The organism is Burkholderia sp. DN3021 (assembly GCF_049805555.1).
Taxonomy (GTDB): Bacteria; Pseudomonadota; Gammaproteobacteria; order Burkholderiales; family Burkholderiaceae; genus Burkholderia; species Burkholderia pyrrocinia_C.
Map to the genome: position 1 here is coordinate 22966 of NZ_JBNCAB010000016.1, position 19630 is coordinate 42595.

Annotated in this window: 19 protein-coding genes; 9 read left to right on the forward strand and 10 right to left on the reverse strand. The window is 68.4% G+C overall.

Going from position 1 to position 19630, the window contains the following annotated elements:
• Window positions 1-34: 34 nt before the first annotated feature.
• The 10 genes from ACPUER_RS10855 to upp form a co-directional block, all read right to left on the reverse strand.
• A complete protein-coding gene (locus ACPUER_RS10855; protein WP_034184839.1) occupies window positions 35-370 on the reverse strand; it encodes a YggL family protein in 336 nt (111 codons plus the stop codon).
• 126 nt (window positions 371-496) lie between these two features.
• Window positions 497-1966, reverse strand: coding sequence for a ribonuclease G (rng, locus tag ACPUER_RS10860; protein ID WP_072440765.1), 1470 nt, complete (start codon window positions 1964-1966; stop codon window positions 497-499).
• A gap of 8 nt (window positions 1967-1974) precedes the next feature.
• Entirely contained in the window at window positions 1975-2607 is a 633-nt protein-coding gene (locus ACPUER_RS10865) for a Maf family protein (RefSeq protein ID WP_425131074.1), read from the reverse strand.
• Window positions 2608-2658: 51 nt separating this feature from the next.
• Window positions 2659-3129 carry a 23S rRNA (pseudouridine(1915)-N(3))-methyltransferase RlmH gene (gene rlmH, locus ACPUER_RS10870; protein WP_006484265.1) on the reverse strand — a complete coding sequence of 157 codons (471 nt, stop codon included), beginning with the start codon at window positions 3127-3129 and terminating at the stop codon, window positions 2659-2661.
• A gap of 19 nt (window positions 3130-3148) precedes the next feature.
• A complete protein-coding gene (rsfS, locus tag ACPUER_RS10875; protein WP_034184843.1) occupies window positions 3149-3598 on the reverse strand; it encodes a ribosome silencing factor in 450 nt (149 codons plus the stop codon).
• Between the two features lie 4 nt (window positions 3599-3602).
• A complete protein-coding gene (locus ACPUER_RS10880; RefSeq protein ID WP_310139059.1) occupies window positions 3603-4328 on the reverse strand; it encodes a nicotinate-nucleotide adenylyltransferase in 726 nt (241 codons plus the stop codon).
• Window positions 4329-4342: 14 nt separating this feature from the next.
• A complete protein-coding gene (hemF, locus tag ACPUER_RS10885) occupies window positions 4343-5266 on the reverse strand; it encodes an oxygen-dependent coproporphyrinogen oxidase (protein ID WP_425131075.1) in 924 nt (307 codons plus the stop codon).
• 116 nt (window positions 5267-5382) lie between these two features.
• Window positions 5383-6663 (reverse strand): phosphoribosylamine--glycine ligase, encoded by a 1281-nt coding sequence (gene purD, locus ACPUER_RS10890; protein ID WP_034184846.1) that lies wholly within the window; start codon window positions 6661-6663, stop codon window positions 5383-5385.
• Between the two features lie 104 nt (window positions 6664-6767).
• A complete protein-coding gene (locus ACPUER_RS10895) occupies window positions 6768-7496 on the reverse strand; it encodes a YebC/PmpR family DNA-binding transcriptional regulator (protein ID WP_175962865.1) in 729 nt (242 codons plus the stop codon).
• A gap of 221 nt (window positions 7497-7717) precedes the next feature.
• Complete coding sequence (gene upp / locus ACPUER_RS10900) at window positions 7718-8368, reverse strand: uracil phosphoribosyltransferase (RefSeq protein WP_034184848.1); 651 nt, start codon at window positions 8366-8368, stop codon at window positions 7718-7720.
• Window positions 8369-8577: 209 nt separating this feature from the next.
• Here upp and ACPUER_RS10905 point away from each other — a divergent pair, with 209 nt between their 5' ends.
• From ACPUER_RS10905 to kdpE, 9 genes are all read left to right on the forward strand, one after another.
• Entirely contained in the window at window positions 8578-9357 is a 780-nt protein-coding gene (locus tag ACPUER_RS10905; protein WP_072440755.1) for an SDR family oxidoreductase, read from the forward strand.
• Window positions 9358-9412: 55 nt separating this feature from the next.
• Complete coding sequence (locus ACPUER_RS10910; protein WP_425131076.1) at window positions 9413-9805, forward strand: methylglyoxal synthase; 393 nt, start codon at window positions 9413-9415, stop codon at window positions 9803-9805.
• Between the two features lie 176 nt (window positions 9806-9981).
• On the forward strand, window positions 9982-10956 hold the full coding sequence (locus ACPUER_RS10915; protein WP_425131077.1) for a quinone oxidoreductase family protein: 975 nt from the start codon (window positions 9982-9984) through the stop codon (window positions 10954-10956).
• A gap of 299 nt (window positions 10957-11255) precedes the next feature.
• Window positions 11256-11348, forward strand: a complete 93-nt coding sequence (gene kdpF, locus ACPUER_RS10920) for a K(+)-transporting ATPase subunit F (protein ID WP_006752209.1) — start codon at window positions 11256-11258, stop codon at window positions 11346-11348.
• Window positions 11345-13150, forward strand: a complete 1806-nt coding sequence (kdpA, locus tag ACPUER_RS10925) for a potassium-transporting ATPase subunit KdpA (protein ID WP_347065457.1) — start codon at window positions 11345-11347, stop codon at window positions 13148-13150. Before kdpF ends, kdpA begins: the two co-directional genes overlap by 4 nt.
• Before the next feature lie 54 nt (window positions 13151-13204).
• Window positions 13205-15289: a potassium-transporting ATPase subunit KdpB gene (kdpB, locus tag ACPUER_RS10930; protein WP_175962868.1), complete on the forward strand. Its 2085-nt coding sequence runs from the start codon at window positions 13205-13207 to the stop codon at window positions 15287-15289.
• Window positions 15290-15307: 18 nt separating this feature from the next.
• On the forward strand, window positions 15308-15889 hold the full coding sequence (gene kdpC, locus ACPUER_RS10935) for a potassium-transporting ATPase subunit KdpC (protein WP_310138665.1): 582 nt from the start codon (window positions 15308-15310) through the stop codon (window positions 15887-15889).
• Window positions 15890-16053: 164 nt separating this feature from the next.
• Complete coding sequence (locus tag ACPUER_RS10940) at window positions 16054-18906, forward strand: DUF4118 domain-containing protein (RefSeq protein ID WP_425131078.1); 2853 nt, start codon at window positions 16054-16056, stop codon at window positions 18904-18906.
• A complete protein-coding gene (kdpE, locus tag ACPUER_RS10945) occupies window positions 18899-19597 on the forward strand; it encodes a two-component system response regulator KdpE (RefSeq protein ID WP_072440742.1) in 699 nt (232 codons plus the stop codon). Before ACPUER_RS10940 ends, kdpE begins: the two co-directional genes overlap by 8 nt.
• The last annotated feature ends 33 nt before the right edge of the window (window positions 19598-19630 follow it).

Genomic DNA, 19630 nt, shown 5'->3' on the forward strand with positions numbered 1-19630 from the left:
CGGGCGCTGCCCGATGCAGGGCGAAACCGGAAAGTCAGGCGTCCGGATACCACGCATCGGTGAATTCGCTGACCTTGACGTCGGTCAGTTCCGGCCGTGCGGCCAGCCAGCCGCGCACGATCTCGCGATCGGCGTCGGTCGTCGTGCCGCGCGGTGCGCCGGAGATCACATAGGCGCCGATGCCTTCGTCCGCGGACGCGACGGTCAGCAGCCCGTTCGCTTCGACGAAGTCGATGAACGCGTCGATCAGTTCGCCGCGTTCGAGGTCGGTCATCTCGTTGCGGTAATGCGCGGTCGCGTTGAACGCGAGTTCCTGGAATTCGCCGATGTGGAGTTTCTTGCGTTGGCGGCGGTTGTGGCCTTGGCTCATGGTGCGTGATGAATGCGAAAAGGGTAAGTGAAAGGGCGGCGGCGGGCGCTGGCGCGGGATGCGCGAGCGGCCCGGGCGCCGCATCGAAGCGCCGCGCGGCGATGCCGGCGGCGGATGGGCGGAACCCTACATCAGCACGATATCGTACTGCTCCTGGCTCAGGTTCGACTCGACCTGCAGCGACACCGGCTTGCCGATGAAGTCGATCAGCATCGCGAGATGCTGCGATTCCTCGTCGAGGAACAAATCGATCACCTGCTGCGCGGCGATCACGCGGAATTCACGCGGGTTGAACTGCCGCGATTCGCGCAGGATCTCGCGCAGGATGTCGTAGCACACGGTGCGCGAGGTCTTCACCTGGCCCTTGCCCTGGCAGGTCGGGCACGGCTCGCACAGCACGTGCGCGAGCGATTCGCGCGTGCGCTTGCGCGTCATCTCGACGAGCCCGAGCTGCGAGAAAGTATTGACCGTCACGCGCGTGCGGTCGCGCGACAGCGCCTTCTTCAGCTCGGACAGCACCGCGTCGCGATGCTCGGCGTTCTCCATGTCGATGAAGTCGATGATGATGATCCCGCCGAGGTTGCGCAGCCGCAGTTGCCGCGCGATCGTGTGCGCGGCCTCGAGGTTGGTCTTGAAGATCGTGTCGTCGAAGTTGCGTGCGCCGACATAACCGCCGGTGTTCACGTCGATCGTCGTCATCGCCTCGGTCTGGTCGATCATCAGGTAGCCGCCCGACTTCAGGTCGACGCGGCGCGACAGCGCGCGCTGGATCTCCGTCTCGATGTTGTACAGGTCGAACAGCGGCCGCTCGCCCGTGTAGTGGTGCAGCTTCGGGCTCACGGCCGGCGTGAACTCGGCCGCGAATTCCGCGAGGCGCTGGTACGTCTCGCGCGAATCGACCTGGATGCGCGTCGTGTCGTCGTTCGCGAAATCGCGCAGCACGCGCTGTGCGAGATCGAGATCCTGGTACAGCAGGCTCGTCGCCGGCAGCCGCTGCGCCTGCGCGACGATCGTCGCCCATGTCTTGCGCAGGTAGGCGACGTCGCCGGCCAGCTCGTCGGAGGTCGCATCCTCGGCGATCGTGCGCACGATGTAGCCGCCTTTCTCGTCCGGCGGGATCACGGCCGTCAGGCGCGCGCGCACGGCCTCGCGCTCGGCCTCGCTCTCGATCTTCTGCGAGATGCCGATATGCGGTTCCTGCGGCAGGTAGACGAGCGTGCGGCCCGCGATGCTGACCTGCGTCGACAGCCGTGCGCCCTTCGTGCCGATCGGATCCTTGATTACCTGGACCATCAGCGTCTGGCCTTCGAACACGGTCTTCTCGATCGGCTGGTGCGGCGTGTTCGACTGCGGCTCGCCCGCGAGGCGCGGATGCCAGATGTCGGCCACGTGCAGGAACGCCGCGCGCTCGAGGCCGATGTCGATGAACGCCGACTGCATGCCGGGCAGCACGCGCACGACCTTGCCGAGATAGATGTTGCCGACCCGCCCTCGCGACAGCGTGCGCTCGACGTGAAGCTCCTGCACCGCGCCTTGCTGGACGAGTGCGACCCGCGTTTCCTGCGGCGTGAGGTTGATCAGGATTTCTTCGTTCATGGTGGGATTCAGAAGGCGACACGCGCGGCACGCAACAGCGCCGCGGTCTCAAAAAGGGGCAGACCCATGATACCCGAATGGGAACCGTCGATCCGCTCGATGAATTCGGCCGCGCGCCCCTGGATCGCGTACGCGCCGGCCTTGCCGAACGGCTCGCCCGTTTCGACGTAGCGCGCGTATGCGTCGCGCGATGCCGCCGCGAAGCGCACCGACGAGCGCGACAGTGCGGGCGGCAGCAGTTCGCCGCGCGCGTCGATCACGGCGACGGCGGTCAGGACTTCGTGTTCGCGGCCCGCGAGGCGCGTCAGCATCGCGAGCGCGTCATCGGCGTCGGCCGGCTTGCCGAGGATCGCGTTGTCGATCGTGACGGTCGTATCGGCAACCAGCACCGGCGCGGCCGGCTTGCCGCTCGCGACGAGGCGCGCACGCGCGGCTTCGGCCTTCGCGACGGTCACGCGCCGCACGTACGCATCGGCGGCTTCGCCGGGCAGTTCGGCTTCGAGCGCCTCGGCGTCTTCGTCGGGGCGCGGCAGCAGCAGCTCGAAGCGTACGCCGATCTGCTGCAGCAGCTCCTGGCGGCGCGGGCTTTGCGAAGCGAGGTAAAGGATCGGGAAAAGCGCGGGGGACGTGCTGGACGGCATGGTGTCGTTATCTCGGTGGGCGCGCGCGGCGCGCGTCTCGAGGACGACACGTCATGCGCGGTGGTAGGGGTGATTCTGCGTGATGCTCCACGCCCGGTAAAGCTGTTCGGCGAGCAGCACGCGCACCATCCCGTGCGGCAGCGTCATGCTCGAGATGCGCAGCAGCACGTCGGCGCGTGCTTTCAGTTCCGGATCGAGCCCGTCTGCGCCGCCGATCACGAACGCGACGTCGCGGCCGTCCTGCTGCCAGCCGGGCAGCGCCTGCGCGAGCTGCATCGTGGTCCAGTCGCGGCCGCGCTCGTCGAGCGCGACGAGGCGTGCGCCCTTCGGCAGCGCGGCCTCGATCTTCTGCCGCTCGGCCGCCATCACGCTTTCGGCGCTACGGCCGCCCGAACGCAGTTCGGGCTTGATCTCGCGCAGCTCGATGCGCAGCTCGGGCGGCATCCGCTTCGTGTATTCGTCGAAGCCGGATGCGATCCAGCCCGGCATCTTGTGGCCGACCGCGAGGATGAAAAGCTTCATCGGGACGATTCGTGACGACTTAACGGCGGCGGGCGGCCGTCTTGCGTGCCGGGCGGGCCGGCGCGGCTTCTTCCTCGTCTTCGTCGTCTTCGCTGGCCGTCGCGAAGCCATTCTGGCCCTTGCCGCCGCCGAGCTTCATCCGCACGGGCTTGTCGCCCCAGATTTCCTCGAGGTTGTAGTACTGGCGCAGGGCCGGCTGCAGGATGTGCACGACGGCGTCGCCGCAGTCGACCAGCACCCATTCGCCGGTTTCCTCGCCCTCGGAGCTGACGATGTCGCCGCCGGCTTCCTTGACCTTGTCGCGCACGCTCGATGCGAGGGCCTTGGTCTGGCGGTTGGAGGTGCCCGATGCGACGACCACGCGGTCGAACAGTTCGGTCAGGTGGCTGGTGTTGAACACCTTGATGTCTTGCGCCTTGACGTCTTCGAGGGCGTCGACGATCACGCGCTGCAGTTTGCGAATATCCATGGAATCAGGTGTGGTAAAGGCGATGTTGAAGAATATAGGCCCATACGGCGGCCGGTACATGTTCGGCCGATGCGTCGGGCATTTGCGCATGGCGCGCGATGCATTCGCGCAGGTGCGCGCGGATGTCGGTCGCGGCGATGTCGAACGCGAGGGTCGTGTCGATCAGCAGGCGGCCGGCCGGCGTGGCCTTCAGCACGTCGGCGCCGGCCTGCCGCGCGGTGATTTCCTGCGCAACCTCCGACGGCGCCGCGCCGAGCTCGAAGCCCGGGCGCGTCGACGCGCAGATATGCGCGTAGTCGAACAGCTTGCGCCAGTCGCGCCACGTATCGAGGCGCACGAGCTGGTCGGCGCCGATCAGCAGCGACAGCGACGCGTCGGGGCCGACCCGCTCGCGCCAGCGCGCGAGCGTGTCGACCGTGTAGGTCGGGCCGGCGTGCTCGATCTCGTCGGTCGCGACGGTCACGGTCACGCCCGGCAGCACGAGCGAATCCGCGGCCGCGCGCGTCATCGCGAGCCGATGCTCGGCGGCCGACACGTCGCGTTTCTGGTACGGCTGCCCGGCGGGCAGCAGCACGAGCTCGGTCAGGCCGAGCAGCTCGGCGAACCGGCGCGCGAGCGCGAGATGGCCGTCGTGGATCGGATCGAAAGTGCCGCCCAGCAAGCCGATACGACGCGGCAGCGGGGCGGGGCGGGCGGTGGTGTCCAGAAACGCGTCCTTTTCTTGTGGCAGCGGGGCGCGCGGGCTCAGACCCAGTCGCGCGGCACGATGAAGTCGCTGTACAGGCGTGCTTCAGGCGTTCCCGGTTCGGGCTGCCAGTTGTAGCGCCAGTTCGCGACCGGCGGCATCGACATCAGGATCGACTCGGTCCGGCCGCCGCTTTGCAGGCCGAACAGCGTGCCACGGTCGAACACGAGGTTGAATTCGACGTAACGGCCGCGGCGGTAGGCCTGGAAGTCGCGCTCGCGCTCGCCGTACGGCAGGTCGGCGCGGCGCTCGACGATCGGCAGGTAGGCCTGCAGGAACGCATCGCCGACGCTTTGCATCATGTCAAACGAACGTTCGAAACCGGGCTCGGAGAAATCGTCGAAGAAGATCCCGCCGATGCCGCGCATCTCGTTGCGGTGCTTCAGGAAGAAATACTCGTCACACCATTTCTTGAAGCGCGGGTAGAGCTCGGCGCCGAACGGGGCGAGCGCATCCTTGCAGGCCTGGTGGAAATGGCGCGCGTCGTCCTCGAAACCGTAAACCGGTGTCAGATCCATGCCGCCGCCGAACCAGAACACGGGATCCTCGCCCGGTTTCGTCGCGATCAGCATCCGCACGTTCATGTGCACGGTCGGGCAGTACGGATTGCGCGGGTGCAGCACGAGCGACACGCCGAGCGCCTCGAAGCCGCGGCCCGCGAGCTGCGGGCGCGCCGCGCTCGCCGACGGCGGCAGCGCGTCGCCCGCGACGTCGGAAAAGCCGATTCCCGCGCGTTCGAACACGCGGCCGCCTTCGAGAATCCGCGTGCAGCCGCCGCCGCGCAGGCGCTCGGCCGGCCCGCGCTGCCAGGCGTCGGTCGCGAGCGGCGTGCCGTCGAGCGCGCCGAGCGCGTCGGCGATGCGTGCCTGCAGGCCCTGGAGGTACGTGCGCACGCGCGCCACGTCGTAGGTCGAATCGGTCATGTCTGGACTGGGTGCCCCCGCCCGAAGCGGGGGCCGTAAAAAAGGCATCTGCCGGGCATTCTATCGAACCCCGGCAGAGAGGCCGCCGCGCGAGGGCGGGGCGGCGGTTGCGATCGTCACACGCTCTTGCGGTTGAGCGCGCGGAAACCGATGTCGCGGCGGTACTGCATGCCTTCGAAATTGATCTGGTTGATCGTGTCGTACGCATGCTGCTGCGCTTCGCGCACCGAATCGGCGAGGCCGACCACGCACAGCACGCGGCCGCCGGACGTCACGAGCTTGTCGCCGTCGCCGAGCGTCGTGCCCGCATGGAACGTGACGGCCTGTTCGGTCTCGGCCGGGATCCCGTTGATGCGGTCGCCCTTGCGCGGCGCGTCCGGGTAGCCGTGCGCGGCCAGCACGACGCCGAGCGCGGTGCGGCGGTCCCAGTCGAGCTCGACCGTGTCGAGCGTGCCCGCGATCGCCTGTTCGACGACCTTCGAGAAATCGCTCTTCAGGCGCGCCATGATCGGCTGCGTTTCCGGGTCGCCCATCCGGCAGTTGAACTCGAGCGTGCGCGGATTGCCTTCCTTGTCGATCATCAGGCCCGCATACAGGAAGCCCGTGAAGCGGATGCCGTCCTTCTCCATCCCGCGCACGGTCGGCATGATGATTTCGCGCATCACGCGTGCGTGCATCTGCGGCGTGACGATCGGCGCGGGCGAATACGCGCCCATGCCGCCGGTGTTCGGGCCGCGGTCCTCGTCGAGCAGGCGCTTGTGGTCCTGGCTGGAAGCCAGCGCCAGCGCATGCTTGCCGTCGACCATCACGATGAAGCTCGCTTCCTCGCCGTCGAGGAATTCCTCGATCACGACGCGCGCGCCGGCGTCTCCGAGCTTGTTGCCCGACAGCATCATGTCGACGGCGGCATGCGCCTCTTCGAGCGTCATCGCGACGACGACGCCCTTACCGGCCGCGAGGCCGTCGGCCTTCACGACAATCGGCGCACCCTTCGCGTCGATGTAAGCATGGGCTGCTGCGGCATCGGAGAAGGTTTCGTAGTCGGCCGTCGGGATGCCGTGACGCTTCATGAACGCCTTCGCGAAATCCTTCGAGCTTTCGAGCTGCGCGGCTTCGCGGGTCGGGCCGAACACCTTCAGGCCGCGCGCGCGGAACAGGTTGACGATGCCGGCCGCGAGCGGCGCTTCCGGCCCGACGAGCGTGAACGCGACGCCTTCGCTTTCCGCGAAATCGGCGAGTTCGTCGAGCGACGTGATGTCGACGTTCTTCAGACGCTCGTCCTGCGCCGTACCGCCATTGCCGGGTGCGACGTAGACCATCTGGACGCGCGGCGACTGCGCGAGCTTCCACGCCAGTGCATGTTCGCGGCCGCCGGAACCGACGACGAGTAGTTTCATGGGATTCCCCGCAGACTAGAAAACAGGGCGGCCGGCACGCTCAGGCGCGCCGGCCGCGGATTCGGTCGGGCCGCCGCCGCGACAGGAGCACGGCGGCCGGCATCTCATTCCTCGACGATGACGGCGTTCGTATACACGTCCTGCACGTCGTCGAGGTTCTCGAGCGCGTCCAGGAGCTTCTGCATCTTCGCCGCGTCGTCGCCGGTGAATTCGACTTCGTTTTGCGGCTTCATCGTCACTTCGGCGAGTTCGGCCTTGAAGCCGGCAGCTTCGAGCGCGTCCTTCACCTTCGAGAATTCCTGCCAGTCGCACAGCACTTCGATCGAGCCGTCGTCGTTCGTGTTCACGTCGTTCGCGCCGGCTTCGAGCGCGGCTTCCATCAGCGCGTCTTCCGACGTGCCGGGCGCGAACAGGAACTGGCCGACGTGATCGAACATGAACGCGACCGAGCCGTCGGTGCCCATGTTGCCGCCGAACTTCGAGAACGCGTGGCGGACTTCCGCGACCGTGCGGGTGCGGTTGTCGGTCAGCGTATCGACGATGATCGCCGCGCCGCTGATGCCGTAGCCTTCGTAACGGATTTCCTCGTAGTTCGCGCCGTCCGCGCCGCCGACGCCGCGATCGATCGCGCGCTTGACGTTGTCCTTCGGCATGTTCGCGTCGGCCGCCTTGTCGACCGCGAGACGCAGGCGCGGGTTCGAGCTGACGTCGCCGCCGCCGAGGCGGGCCGCGACCTGGATTTCCTTGATCAGGCGGGTCCAGATCTTGCCGCGCTTCGCGTCGGCCGCTGCCTTCTTATGCTTGATGTTGGCCCATTTCGAATGACCAGCCATACCTTTCTCCGTGCCCGGGCGCGCTGCGCGGGCGATTGTGCCAATGTGTCGTTGAATCGGCGGCCGTTTCGGCGGGCATGAAGCCGCGGGGCCGCGCGTGTCGAGTGGATCGAGATTTTATCACGCGGCGACCGTCGGATCGGGGCCGCCGCGCATGGCCGAACGGCCGGGCAGGCTGCCGCGGGGTACCCGACGGCGTGCCGCGCGGCCGTGCAGGCACGTCAGTTCTTGGTGCCGAACAGGCGGTCGCCCGCGTCGCCGAGGCCCGGCACGATGTACGCGTGCTCGTTCAGGTGCGAGTCGAGCGAAGCCACATACAGTTTCACGTCCGGGTGCGCGTCCTGGAACACCTGCACGCCCTCGGGCGCGGCGACGAGCGCGACGAACATGATGTTCGCGGCCGGCACGTTGCGGCGCTTGAGCACGTCGACCGCATGCACGGCCGAATAGCCGGTCGCGACCATCGGGTCGCACAGGATGAAGATGCGGTCCTCGAGGTCGGGCAGGCGCACGAGGTATTCGACCGGGCGGTGGTCCTCGGCGCGGTACACGCCGATGTGGCCGACGCGCGCGGACGGGACCAGGTCGAGCAGGCCGTCCGACATCCCGATGCCCGCGCGCAGCACGGGCACGATCGCGAGCTTCTTGCCCGCGATCACGGGCGCGTCGACCTCGACGAGCGGGGTTTCGACCCGTCTGGTCGTGATCGGCAGGTTGCGGGTGATCTCATAGCCCATCAGCAGCGTGATTTCGCGCAGCAGCTCGCGGAACGTGCGCGTCGACGTGTCCTTGTCGCGCATGTGGGTGAGCTTGTGCTGGATCAGCGGGTGATCGAGGATGAAGAGATTCGGGAAACGGCTGTCCTGTTTCATGACGGGGGCGCCTTGGCGGCAAAAGGGGATCGGGGCGACGGCGGCGCCAGGCCGGCCGCCGCTCATGGCCGCAATTTTACCAAGGCGCGTCGCATGATCCGGATATTATCGACGTCTCACGACAATCCGCGTGCCGCGCACGCCCGTTCGCCCGCCCACCGGCGCGACACGGGGCCGCACCGGCGCGCGTCGCCACCAGGGAATCGACGATGGATCTCGGCATCGCAGGAAAGACCGCGCTCGTGTGCGCGGCAAGCAAGGGCCTCGGGCGCGGCTGCGCGGAAGCGCTGGCCGCCGAGGGCGTGAACCTCGTGATCGTCGCGCGCACGCGCGACACGCTCGACGCCACCGCCGACGCGATCCGCGCGGCGTCCGGCGTGTCGGTCACGGCGGTCGCGTGCGACATCACGACGCCGGACGGGCGCGCGGCCGCACTCGCCGCGTGCCCGCAGCCGGACATTCTTGTGAACAATGCGGGCGGGCCACCGCCCGGCGACTTCCGCGACTTCTCGCACGACGACTGGATCCGCGCGCTCGAGTCGAACATGCTGACGCCGATCGAGCTGATCCGCGCGACCATCGACGGGATGATCGCGCGCGGCTTCGGCCGGATCGTCAACATCACGAGTTCGGCCGTGAAGGCGCCGATCGACGTGCTCGCGCTGTCGAACGGCGCGCGCTCGGGGCTGACCGGCTTCGTCGCGGGGCTGTCGCGCAAGGTCGCCGGCCAGGGCGTGACGATCAACAGCCTGCTGCCGGGGCTGTTCGACACCGACCGGATCGCGACCACGCTCGCCGCGTCGGCGCAGGCGCAGGGCGTGACGGTCGACGAAATGCGCGCGCGGCGCACGAAGGACATCCCGGCCGGCCGCCTCGGCACGCGCGAGGAATTCGGCGCAGCGTGCGCGTTCCTGTGCAGCGTGCATGCAGGCTATATCACCGGGCAGAACTGGCTGCTCGACGGCGGCGCGTATCCGGGCACGTTCTGACGCGCACTCGCCAAATCACGATCACGACAAAAACCAAACGACGAAGGAACCGGAGATGAGCAAACCCCGCATCGCACTGATTGCGCACGACGCGAAGAAGGACGAGATCGTCGCGCTCGCGGGTCAATTTCGCGAGACGCTCGCGCAATGCCGGCTGGTCGCGACGGGCACGACGGGCGGCCGCATCGCGGCCGCGCACGGGCTGGAGGTCGAGCGCAAGCTGTCGGGACCGCTCGGCGGCGACCTGCAGATCGGCGCGGAACTGGCCGACGGCCGCGTCGACCTCGTCGTGTTCCTGCGCGACCCGATGACCGCGCAGCCGCACGACCCCGACATCACCGCGTTCGTGCGCGCATGCGACGTGCACGACGTGCCGGTCGCGACCAACGTCGCGACCGCGCGGATGCTGCTCGACGATCTGGCGCGGAACATGCAGGACGTTTGCTAGGCGCTTGCTGCGCCCGATTGCCCATGCCGGCGGCAGGGCCATGCATGGACGGCCGCGACGCGCGAGAATCGTGCGTCGCGACGCGCACCTGCCGCCCGGTTCCCGCATGAATCGGCCGACCCGCGCATCGGCGACCCGGATTTTTCCTGACCGATTGACAGACGAGGAGCGAAACGATGCCGAAAGCAATCCGATACGACCAGCCAGGCGGCCCGGACGTGATGAAGTGGGTCGATGTCGAGGTCGGCGTGCCGAAGGCGGGCGAAGTCCGCATCCGGCAGCACGCGGTCGGGCTCAACTACATCGACGTGTATTTCCGCACGGGCCTCTATCCGCAGCCGCTGCCCGGCGGCCTCGGGATGGAGGCGGCGGGCGAGGTGACGGCCGTCGGCGACGGCGTGAGCGCGCTCGAGGTCGGCGACCGCGTCGCCTATGTCGGCCAGCCGCCGGGCGCGTATGCGCAGGAGCGCGTGATGCCGGCCGAGCGGCTCGTGAAGCTGCCGGACGGCATCAGCTACGACGACGCGGCGTCGGTGATGCTGCAAGGCCTGACCGCGCACTACCTGCTGCGCCGCACGTATCCGGTGAAGGCCGGCGACACGATCCTGATCCACGCGGCGGCCGGCGGCGTCGGCCTGCTCGTGTGCCAGTGGGCGAAGGCGCTCGGCGCGACCGTGATCGGGACGGTCGGCTCCGACGAGAAAGCCGAGCTGGCGAAGGCGCACGGCTGCGACCACCCGGTCGTCTACACGTGCGAGAACTTCACGCAGCGCGTGAAGGAGATCACGAACGGCGCGGGCGTGCCGGTCGTCTACGATTCGATCGGCAAGGACACCTACATCGGCTCGCTCGACAGCCTCGCGCCGCTCGGGATGTTCGTCAGCTTCGGCAACGCGTCGGGCCCGCTGCCGCCGATCGACTCGAAGGAGTTCTCGTCGCGCGGCTCGCTGTTCTTCACGCGGCCGACGCTGTTCTCGTACATCGCGAAGCGCGCCGATCTCGAAGCCGCGGCCGCCGAGCTGTTCGACGTGATCCTGTCGGGCAAGGTGAAGGCGAGCATCAACCAGCGCTATCCGCTCGCGGAAGTCGGCCGCGCGCATGAAGATCTCGAAGCGCGCAAGACCACCGGCTCGACGATCCTCGTTCCCTGACCGTTCCTTTCGTGCCGGCGCCACGCCGGCACGTGCCTTCGCGGGCGGCGCTGCGGCGCCGCCCGTCCTGCGTCCGTTTTTCTCCCGCCTCGCGTTTACACGTTTTTTATATCCGCCCCGATACCTTTGACCCGTCCTTTACGTGCGTTCCCATAAGGTTCTAGTCGTCTGATTTCGACGACGGAGAACACAAAAATGGATGGGGTATTCATCGGCGCCCTGGTGCTTTTCACCGTGCTGATCCTCGGTTTGGTTGCCGGTTGCGAGAAGCTCGTGCAATACGGTCGCGGGGGGCGAGCATGACCTGGATGCTTTGGCTGGCGGGCGCATCGACAGCCCTGCTGTTCGCGTATCTCGTCTTTGCGCTGCTGCGCGCGGAGGACATCGAATGAACGCGAACAACCTGTTGCAGATGCTGCTGTTCATCGTCGTGCTGCTGGCGGCGGCCGTACCGGTCGCGCGCTACCTGACGGCCGTGATGGACGGCAGTTCGCGCGTCGTGCGCGTGTTCGGGCCGCTCGAACGCGCGCTGTACCGCATCGCCGGCGTCGACGCCGGCAGCGAGATGAGCTGGAAGCAGTACGCGATCGCGACGATCGCATTCAACGCGCTCGGCGCATTGTTCCTCTACGGCCTGCTGCGCCTGCAGGGTTTCCTGCCCGGCAACCCGCAGCAGTTCGGTGCGATGACGGTCGACGGCGCGTTCAACACGGCCGTCAGCTTCGTCACCAACACGAACTGGCAGGACTACACGCCGGAGCAGACCGTCAGCTACCTGACGCAGATGCTCGGCCTGACCGTGCAGAACTTCCTGTCGGCGGCGACCGGCATCGTCGTCGTGATCGCGCTGGTCCGCGGCTTCGCGCGCCACACCGCGCAGACCATCGGCAACTTCTGGGTCGACCTCACGCGCGTGACGATGTACGTGCTCGTGCCGATGTCGATGATCGTCGCCGCGCTGCTGATGAGCCAGGGCGTGATCCAGAACATGAAGGCGTACCAGGACGTGCCGGTGCTGCAGGCGAGCACCTATGCGGCGCCGAAGCTCGACGCGCAGGGCAACCCGGTGAAGGACGACAAGGGCGCTCCGGTGACGGTGCCGACCCCGCTCACGAAGCAGACGCTCGCGATGGGTCCGGTCGCGTCGCAGGAAGCGATCAAGATGCTCGGCACCAACGGCGGCGGTTTCTTCAACGCGAACTCTGCGCATCCGTACGAGAATCCGACGCCGTTCGCGAACTTCATCCAGATCTTCGCGATCCTGATCATCCCGGCCGCGCTGTGTCTCGTGTTCGGCCGCGTGATCGGCGACCGCCGGCAGGGCATCGCCGTGCTCGCGGCGATGACGGTCGCGTTCGCGGTCGCGGTCGGCGTCGAGGTGAGCGCCGAGCAGGGCGGCAACCCGACGCTCGCCGCGCTGCACGTCGACCAGTCGGCGAGCGCGCTGCAGTCGGGCGGCAACATGGAAGGCAAGGAAACCCGCTTCGGGATCGCGCAGACCGGCATCTTCACGGTCGCGACGACGGCCGCGTCGTGCGGCGCGGTCGACACGATGCACGATTCGCTGACGCCGCTCGGCGGCCTCGTGCCGATGCTGCTGATGCAGCTCGGCGAGGTGGTCTACGGCGGGGTCGGCTCGGGCCTCTACGGGATGCTCGTGTTCGCGCTGCTCGCGGTGTTCGTCGCCGGCCTGATGATCGGCCGCACGCCGGAATACGTCGGCAAGAAGATCGAGTCGTACGAGATGAAGATGGTGTCGATCGTCGTGCTGCTCACGCCGCTGCTGGTGCTGGTCGGCACGTCGATCGCCGTGCTCGCAGATGCAGGCAAGGCCGGCATCGCGAATCCGGGCCCGCACGGCTTCTCGGAAATCCTGTACGCGTTCAGTTCGGCCGCGAACAACAACGGCAGCGCGTTCGCGGGCCTGACGGTCGGCACGCCGTTCTATAACTGGATGACCGCGATCGCGATGTGGTTCGGCCGCTTCGGCACGATCGTGCCGGTGCTGGCGATCGCCGGCTCGCTCGCCGCGAAGAAGCGCATCGCGGTGACGAGCGGCACGCTGCCGACACACGGTCCGCTGTTCGTCGTGCTGCTGCTCGGCACCGTGCTGCTGGTGGGCGCGCTGACCTACGTGCCGGCGCTTGCGCTCGGCCCTGGCGTCGAGCACCTGATGATGTGGCTGGGCGCGTGACGCGCGCCCGCATGGCCACACGTTGAAAAGACTGAAGAGATTGAAGAGATCGCAATGACTCAACATTCCGCAACACGGTCCATGTTCGATCCGGCGCTGCTGCGCCCGGCGATCGTGGATTCGTTCAAGAAACTCACGCCGCGCACGCAGTTCCGCAACCCGGTGATGTTCTGCGTATACGTCGGCAGCATCCTGACCACGATCCTGTGGATCGCAGCGCTTGCCGGCCAGGCCGAGGCGCCCGCGGGCTTCATCCTCGCGATCGCGCTGTGGCTGTGGTTCACGGTGCTGTTCGCGAACTTCGCCGAAGCGCTCGCCGAAGGGCGCTCGAAGGCGCAGGCCGCATCGCTGCGCAGCGCGAAGAAGGACGTGATGGCGAAGAAGCTCAACGAGCCGCATCCGAAGTCGCCGATCCGCATCACGACCGCATCCGACCTGCGCCGCGGCGACATCGTGCTCGTCGAGACCGGCGACGTGATCCCGGCCGACGGCGAGGTCGTCGACGGCGTTGCGTCGGTCGACGAATCGGCGATCACCGGCGAATCCGCGCCGGTGATCCGCGAATCGGGCGGCGACTTCTCGTCGGTAACGGGCGGCACGCGCGTGCTGTCCGACTGGATCGTCGTGAAGGTCACGGCGAACCCCGGCGAGGCGTTCCTCGACCGGATGATCGCGATGGTCGAAGGCGCGAAGCGCAAGAAGACGCCGAACGAGATCGCGCTGACGATTCTGCTCGTCGCGCTGACGATCGTGATGCTGCTCGCGACCGCGACGCTGCTGCCGTTCTCGACGTTCGCGGTCGACGCGATGAAGGCCGGCCACGTGGTGACGATCACCGCGCTCGTCGCGCTGCTCGTGTGCCTGATCCCGACGACGATCGGCGGGCTGTTGTCCGCGATCGGCGTGGCAGGGATGAGCCGGATGATGCAGGCGAACGTGATCGCGACGTCGGGCCGCGCGGTGGAAGCGGCCGGCGACGTCGACGTGCTGCTGCTCGACAAGACCGGCACGATCACGCTCGGCAACCGCCAGGCGTCGATGTTCGTGCCCGCGCCGGGCGTGACCGAGGAAGCGCTGGCCGACGCCGCGCAACTATCGTCGCTCGCCGACGAAACGCCGGAAGGCCGCAGCATCGTCGTGCTCGCGAAGGAGCGCTTCAACATTCGCCAGCGCGACATGGGGCAACTGCACGCGACGTTCCTCGGCTTCTCCGCGCAGACGCGGATGAGCGGCGTCGACCTGCCCGGCCGCGAGATCCGCAAGGGCGCGGCCGACGCGATCCGCCGCTATGTCGAGACGCACGGCAGCCGCTTCCCGGAAGAAGTGCGCCGCGCGGTCGACGACGTCGCGCGCCGCGGCAGCACGCCGCTCGTCGTGGCCGACCTGCATGAAGGGGCGGCGCGCGTGCTCGGCGTGATCGAGCTGAAGGACATCGTGAAGGGCGGCATCAAGGAGCGCTTCGCGGAACTGCGCAAGATGGGCATCAAGACCGTGATGGTGACGGGCGACAACCGGCTGACGGCCGCGGCGATCGCGGCGGAAGCGGGCGTCGACGATTTCCTCGCGGAAGCGACGCCGGAAACCAAGCTCGCGACGATCCGCGAGCACCAGGCGGCGGGGCGCCTCGTCGCGATGACGGGCGACGGCACCAACGACGCGCCGGCGCTCGCGCAGGCCGACGTGGCGGTCGCGATGAACACGGGCACGCAGGCCGCGAAGGAAGCGGGCAACATGGTCGACCTCGATTCGAACCCGACGAAGCTGATCGAGATCGTCGAGATCGGCAAGCAGATGCTGATGACGCGCGGCTCGCTGACGACGTTCTCGATCGCGAACGACATCGCGAAGTACTTCGCGATCATCCCGGCCGCGTTCGTGACCACGTACCCGCAGTTGCGCGTGCTCGACATCATGCACTTGACGTCGCCGGCATCCGCGATCCTGTCGGCGGTGATCTTCAACGCGCTGATCATCGTCGCGCTGATCCCGCTCGCGCTGAAGGGCGTCACGTACCGGCCGCTCGGCGCCGCATCGCTGCTGCGCCGCAACCTGCTGGTCTACGGCCTCGGCGGCGTGCTGCTGCCGTTCCCGTTCATCAAGCTGATCGACATGACGCTCGCCGCACTCGGCTGGGCCTGAGGTCTTGAAGGAAACATCATGAAAACGTTGATTCGTCCGCTCGTCGTGCTCTTTGTCGTGCTTGCCGCGGTGACGGGGCTCGCGTATCCGGCCGTGATGACCGTGTTCGGCCAGGCCGTGTTCCCGTCGCAGGCGAACGGCAGCCTGATCGAGAAGGACGGCAAGGCGGTCGGCTCCGCGCTGATCGGCCAGCCGTTCGATGCGCCGAAGTACTTCTGGGGCCGGCTGTCGGCCACCGCGCCGATGCCGTACAACGCGACCGGTTCCGGCGGCTCGAACCTCGGCCCGCTGAATCCGTCGCTCGCCGACCAGGTGAAGGGGCGCATCGCCGCGCTGCGCGAGGCCGGCACCGACATGTCGAAGCCCGTGCCGGTCGACCTCGTGACGGCGTCGGCGAGCGGCCTCGATCCGGAGATCACGCCGGCCGCCGCCGCATACCAGATCGAGCGGGTCGCAAAGGCGCGCAACCTGGCGCCCGACGCGGTCGCGCAGCTCGTTGCCGCGAACACGACGGGCCGCCAGTTCGGCGTGCTCGGCGAGCCGCGCGTGAACGTGCTGAAGCTGAACCTCGCGCTCGACGCGGCGCAGGCCGCGCACTGATCGCGCATCCGGGCTTCAGGCCCGGCAACCGGTGCCCGGCACGGCTTGAGCCGCGCCGGACGCGCATTTTCCCGACGGCGCATGCGCCGTCTTTGCCTTTTGCGGCGATTTGGAACAACAATGCTCGTACTCGCGCGCATCCGGGCGCTCCGCTTTCCTGACGCATGAACCGTCCCGATCCAGACCAACTCCTCGACAAGCTGCAGCGAGACGAAGAAAAGCAGCGGCGCGGCCAGCTCAAGATCTTCTTCGGCGCATCGGCCGGCGTCGGCAAGACCTACGCGATGCTGCAGGCCGCGCGCCAGCGCCTGCAGGACGGCGTCGACGTCGTCGTCGGCATCGTCGAAACCCACGGCCGAGGCGAAACCGCCGCGCTGCTCGACGGCCTCGACGTGCTGCCGGTCGCGCGCATCGACTATCGCGGCCGCACGCTCGCCGAATTCGATCTCGATGGCGCGCTCGCGCGCCAGCCGCAACTGATCCTCGTCGACGAACTCGCGCATTCGAACGTGCAGGGCGCACGGCACCTGAAGCGCTGGCAGGACGTCTATGAACTGCTCGACGCGGGCATCGACGTGTATACGACCGTCAATGTCCAGCACCTCGAAAGCCTGAACGACGTGGTCGGCGCAATCACCGGCATCCGCGTGTGGGAGACCGTGCCCGACCGTGTGTTCGACGCGGCCGACGAAGTCACGCTCGTCGACCTGCCGGCCGAGGAACTGCTCGAGCGGATGCGCGACGGCAAGGTCTATCTCGCGCAGCAGGCCGAGCGCGCGGTGCGCAACTTCTTCCGCAAGGGCAACCTGATCGCGCTGCGCGAACTGGCGCTGCGGCGCACGGCCGATCGCGTCGATGCGCAGATGCGCGAATACCGCGCCGACCGTTCGATCCAGCGCATCTGGCAGGCGCGCGAGCGGCTGCTCGTGTGCGTCGGTCCGGGCGCCGAAGCGCCGACGCTCGTGCGCGCGGCCGCGCGGCTCGCCGCGAGCCTGAAGGCCGACTGGATCGCCGTGTATGTCGAGACGCCGCGCCTGCAGCGGCTGCCCGACGCGCAGCGGCAGCGCACGCTCGACGCGCTGAAGCTCGCGGCCGAACTCGGCGCGGAAACGGCCACGCTCGCCGGCGGCGACGCGGTCGCCGCGCTGATCGGCTATGCGAAGGTGCGCAACGTGTCGAAGATCGTCGCGGGCGGCTCGCCGAAGGTCGGGCTCATGCGCCGCTTCGCGCGGCCGTTCGGCGAGCAGCTCGCCGAACGCGCGGGCGACGTCGACCTGATGCTGATCCGCGCGTCCGCGAGCGACGAGGCGCGCGCGGCGCCGCTCGACCCGCGTGCGCGCGACTGGCGCGATGCGTTCGCGAAGTTCGGCACGCACCGTTCGCCGCCGCGGCACTACGTGTACGCGGCCGCGATCTGCGCGGCGATCACCGTCGTCGCAAACGTCGTGTCCGAGCGGCTCGACCTCACGAACCTCGTGATGCTGTACCTGCTCGGCGTCGTGTTCTCGGCCGTGCGGCTCGGGCGCGGCCCGGGCGTGCTGCAGTCGTTCCTGTCGGTGGCCGCATTCGATTTCTTCTTCGTGCCGCCGCGCATGTCGTTCTCGGTCAGCGACACGCAATACCTGCTGACCTTCTTCGGGATGCTGCTGACGTCGCTCGTGATCAGTCACCTGACGTCGACGCTGACGCGCCAGGCGAGCATCGCGCAGCGCCGCGAGCGCCGCACCGGCGCGATCTACGCGATGGCGCGCGAGCTGGGTGCGGCGCTGACGACCGAGCAGATCGTCGAGATCGGCAGCCGCCACGTGGGCGAGGTGTTCCGCGCGCGTGTCGCGTTCCTGCTGCCCGACAGCGCGGACAAGGTGCGCCAGAAGATCGAGGAACCCGACGCGGCCGTCACGCTGACGGGCGCCGATCTCGACAGCGATGTCGGCCAGTGGGTGTACGACCAGCAGAAGCCGGCCGGCCGCGGCACCGACACGCTGCCCGCGACGGCCGCGCTGTACCTGCCGCTGAAGGCGCCGATGCGTACGCGCGGCGTGCTCGCGGTCGTGTCGCGCGAGCCGCGCGAGCTCGAGGTGCCCGAACAGTTGCGGATGCTCGACGCATTCGCCGCGCAGATCGCGCTCGCGCTCGAACGCGTGCACTACGTCGAGATCGCGCGCGACGCGCTCGTGAACATGGAATCCGAGCGGCTGCGCAACTCGCTGCTGTCGGCGATCTCGCACGACCTGCGCACGCCGCTCACGACGATCGTCGGCTTCTCGTCGATGCTCGCGAACGGGCGCGCGGCCGCGCAGGGCGACGCCGCGGCGGCCGAACGCTTCGCGCAGCGCGAGGGAGAGCTCGTCGACGCGATCCACGACGAGGCGCTGCGGATGACGGGCATTGTCACGAACCTGCTCGACATGGCGCGGCTGCAGGCCGGCAGCCTGCAGCTCAAGCGCCAGTGGTCGCTGCTCGAGGAAACCGTCGGCGCCGCGCTCGCCGCGTGCAAGCGCGTGCTCGCGCGCCATCCCGCGCGCGTGTCGCTGCCGGCCGACCTGCCGCTGCTGCAGATGGACGCGGTGCTGATGGAACGCCTGTTCACCAACCTGTTCGAGAACGCGGCGAAGTACACGCCGCCCGACACCCCGCTCGACATCGGCGCGGAGCGCGTGACCGACGACGGGCTGCCCTACGGGAACCCGTTCGTGCGCGTGCACGTCGACGATTACGGCCCGGGCCTGCCGGCCGGCATGGAATCGCGGATCTTCGACAAGTTCACGCGCGGCGAGAAGGAATCGGCGACGCCGGGCATCGGGCTCGGCCTCGCGATCTGCCGTGCGATCGTCGAGGCGCACGGCGGTAGAATCGGCGCGCTCAACCGCACCGCGCCCGACGGCCGCGTGACGGGCGCGCGCTTCTGGTTCACGCTGCCGGTCGAGACGCCGCCGGCCGCGCCCGCCGTGCCCGACGACGAATCCGACGTGCCGGGCGCATCGTCCCCATCCGAGCCATTGCCAGACCATGAGTGAACCCAGCCTGACCGTTGTCCTGATCGAGGACGAAAAGCAGATCCGCCGCTTCGTGCGTGCCGCGCTCGAGGAGGAGGACATCGCCGTGTTCGAGGCCGAGACGGGCAAGCAGGGGCTGATCGACGCGGCGACGCGCAAGCCCGATCTCGTGATCGTCGACCTCGGCCTGCCCGATACCGATGGCCTCGACGTGATCCGCGAGCTGCGCGGCTGGTCCGAGGTGCCGGTGATCGTGCTGTCCGCGCGCACGCAGGAAGAGGAGAAGGTCGCGGCGCTCGACGCGGGCGCCGACGACTACCTGACCAAGCCGTTCGGCGTGTCCGAACTGCGCGCGCGGATTCGCGCGCAACTGCGTCGGCGCAACCAGGGCGGCGCGAACGAGACGCCGAAGGTGAGCTTCGGCACCGTGACCGTCGATCTCGCGCTGCGCCAGGTGTGGCGCGACGGCGAGATCGTGCATCTGACGCCGCTCGAATACCGGCTGCTTGCGACGCTCGTGCGGCACGCGGGGCGCGTGCTCACGCACCGCCAGTTGCTGCGCGACGTATGGGGGCCGTCGCACGTCGAGAGCCATCACTACCTGCGCATCTACATGGCGCACCTGCGCCAGAAGCTCGAGCGCGACCCGGCACAGCCCGAGTACATCGTCACCGAGACGGGCGTCGGCTACCGGCTGGTCGGCGCCGCGTGACAGGCATCGCGCGGCGGCGGCAGCCCGGGCTGG